4 protein-coding genes are annotated in these 2,803 nt (G+C 29.5%); all 4 read left to right on the top strand.

From position 1 onward, the window contains the following. Window positions 1-382: sugar O-acetyltransferase (locus PHC28_RS17930; protein ID WP_300103737.1), on the top strand; the 382-nt coding region annotated here is incomplete at its 5' end. A gap of 15 nt (window positions 383-397) precedes the next feature. Next, a complete protein-coding gene (locus PHC28_RS17925) occupies window positions 398-802 on the top strand; it encodes a hypothetical protein (protein ID WP_300103735.1) in 405 nt (134 codons plus the stop codon). A gap of 206 nt (window positions 803-1,008) precedes the next feature. Then, on the top strand, window positions 1,009-1,365 hold the full coding sequence (locus PHC28_RS17920) for a hypothetical protein (RefSeq protein WP_300103732.1): 357 nt from the start codon (window positions 1,009-1,011) through the stop codon (window positions 1,363-1,365). A 183-nt stretch (window positions 1,366-1,548) separates the two neighbouring features. Then, entirely contained in the window at window positions 1,549-2,589 is a 1,041-nt protein-coding gene (locus tag PHC28_RS17915; RefSeq protein ID WP_300103730.1) for a serine hydrolase, read from the top strand. Window positions 2,590-2,803: the final 214 nt, after the last annotated feature.

Below are 2,803 nucleotides of genomic sequence, written 5' to 3'. Positions count from 1 at the left end.
GAATTTATACATCGAGCCTCCGTTTTTTTGTGATTACGGTTATAATATTTCGTGTGGCGAAAATGTATTTTTCAATGTAAACTGTGTTGTTTTAGACGAAAACAAGGTGAAAATTGGTTCAAATGTTTTCATTGGCCCAGGCGTTCAACTATACACCGCTTCACATCCTCTTGAATCATTGATTCGTCGCACTCATAAAATTTCGAAACCTGTAACAATTGGCGACGATTGCTGGATTGGCGGCAATGCAATTATTTGCCCCGGAATTACAATAGGAAATGGCTGTGTGATTGGCGCTGGTTCTGTGGTTACAAAAGACATTCCTGATAACTCAATGGCGGTTGGAAATCCTGCGAAAGTAATCAAGAAACTGAATCAATAATTAAACACCAACTAAATGATTTGTAAAGAATTATTTATATATTTGAAAATACATAAAGTCTTATGTTTATCAGACCTATCTACCCAATTAAAAACCGAAGAAATCAACGAAATTAAAATCGAAATTAAAACACCATATATTTCAGGTCTTGGAGAAAAATTGGAATCAATATTAGAAAAAGATTATAAAACTTTTTTGCCAACAAATGCAGATTGGGGTTATGCTTTCAGACTGGAACTGCAAAAAACCACTTTCGACATTGTGGTTTATGAAAATCCTAAAATTGAAAATAAAATTGAAATTTCGCCTGTCTTCACCATATTTCAGAAAATCATAAAACTGGAATATGCCGTAGAATTACAAGACTTAATTATAATTGTAAAAGACTCACTAATTGAAATAGAAAATAATGTAAATTAAATGAACGCCCCATAACTGCTACTACAACGGATTTGGACAATAGTCTTAATCGAAAATTGGTTTTGTATTTGATTTGGCTAATCCGAAAATAGGGCTTAATTTAGTCCCAAATCCGCTGTAGTAGAGGGTCGTTATGTAGAATGACAAGAACTGACAATCAAAATTATTTGAAAAAATAATAGAAACAATCTTAAATAATAAATAGTATGAATATTTCAATAGAGTTTAATAAGACACCCAAATATCTTGTTGCAAAGGTTAGCGGGAGATGGTTAACAACTGATGCATTAGAGTCAATTGAAGCTATTAAAAATGAGGCTAACACACAAAAAATTAATCATATTTTGCTTGATTTACAGGATTTGTCACTTCCAGATAATGAAATGACAAGATTTTTTTCCGGTGAGAAAATATCAAATGCATTTGATTATTCTTTCAAAATCGCAGCATATTCACAAAGAGAAAAAATTAACAGATTTGCAGAAACTGTTGCCGTAAATAGAGGTGCAAACTTTAAAGTATTTGATTGTGAATCCGATGCTATAAATTGGTTGCAGAGTTAGATTATTGCAAAATTAATTTTACTAATAAAAAGTATAGAAGTCACATTACCTATAACAAATATCGGGTTTGGTGTATATTTAAGCTAGGGCTTCCGCACAATCTTTCGTGTTAATTATCGGCTAATTACATATAAATCCGTTACTTGCAATAGTTTCAACCGAACAGAATTAAAAAAATGAAAAATGAAATTACAAAAATATTTTTTTCTAAATCTTACAATACTCTTATTATTATTTTCTTGTGAAAGCTCGAAGAAACTAACTGAAATAAAAAAAAACGAAATTACTACAGAAATAGATAAAATTTGTTTAGAAAATAAGTTCAACGGGAGTGTTTTACTGACTAAAAATAACAAAAATATATATTCAAAAACCTTTGGTTATTCTGACATTAGCGAAAAAACGATTTTAAATAAAAATAATCAGTTTGTAATTGGTTCAATAAGTAAACAAATCACAGCAGTTTTAATTCTCAAAGAATACGAAAAAGGAAAATTAAAATTTGAAGATAAAATAAGTAACTATTTACCTGAAATTAAACAAAGTTGGGCAGATGATGTGACAATTCATCAACTTCTTACACATACACACGGAATTGTGGATATTGAAAACCCTTTAGAATTTGAGCAAGGAAGTCAATTTCACTATTCCCAATTAGGTTTTGAACTTTTGTCTAAAATTCTTGAAAAAATTACAAATAAAACTTTTGAACAATTATCAACGGAATTTTTTGTTCAAAATGGATTAAAAAATACTTTTCATCCAAACAATAAAACATATAAAAACCTTGTAAAAGGTTATGAAGAAAATGAAAATGGACTATTAGAATATGTAGATAATAGTTTAATAAATTATGTTCCTGCAGGTTCGTTTATTTCAAACTGTGAAGATTTGAACAAATGGAATGAAATGTTACACTCTAATAAACTAGTAAAAAAAACCACACTTAAATTAATGAGTACGAAATATGCAACAAGAATTCACCCAATTTTTGAAACTGTAGAATATGGATATGGTTTGCTTTTCAAAGATGGTGAAAGCGAAATTCAAATTGGAGCTTTAGGTTATGCTCCAGGTTTTGCTTCTGCATCGTATTATTATCCTAAAACAAAAATGAATTTAGTTATATTGGAAAATACTGCATATTCTCCAAATAATATTAAAAACACATTTAAACCTCATATCGAACTAATGAATCTTGTAAAAAAAACGAACGCACAATAGCCAAGATTTTCGTTGCGTGCGCAGCACGAACGATGAAACTCCTGTTGAACGGAACCGATAAAAACTCTGTTAGCTTCACTCCTAATTTTTTAAAACCAGAAACAATTAGAAAATCAAGGATTTAAAATCTTTTCAACAAATCGTAATTCGTAATTCGTAATTCTTAATTTATATTTTACCTTTACCCTTTCATTAAAACAAAGATTATGGTTTA

This window comes from Flavobacterium sp. (genome assembly GCF_028712645.1).
Lineage (GTDB): Bacteria > Bacteroidota > Bacteroidia > Flavobacteriales > Flavobacteriaceae > Flavobacterium.
Note: the sequence above shows the minus strand (reverse complement) of the source record. Positions and strands in the feature narration are given on the sequence as shown.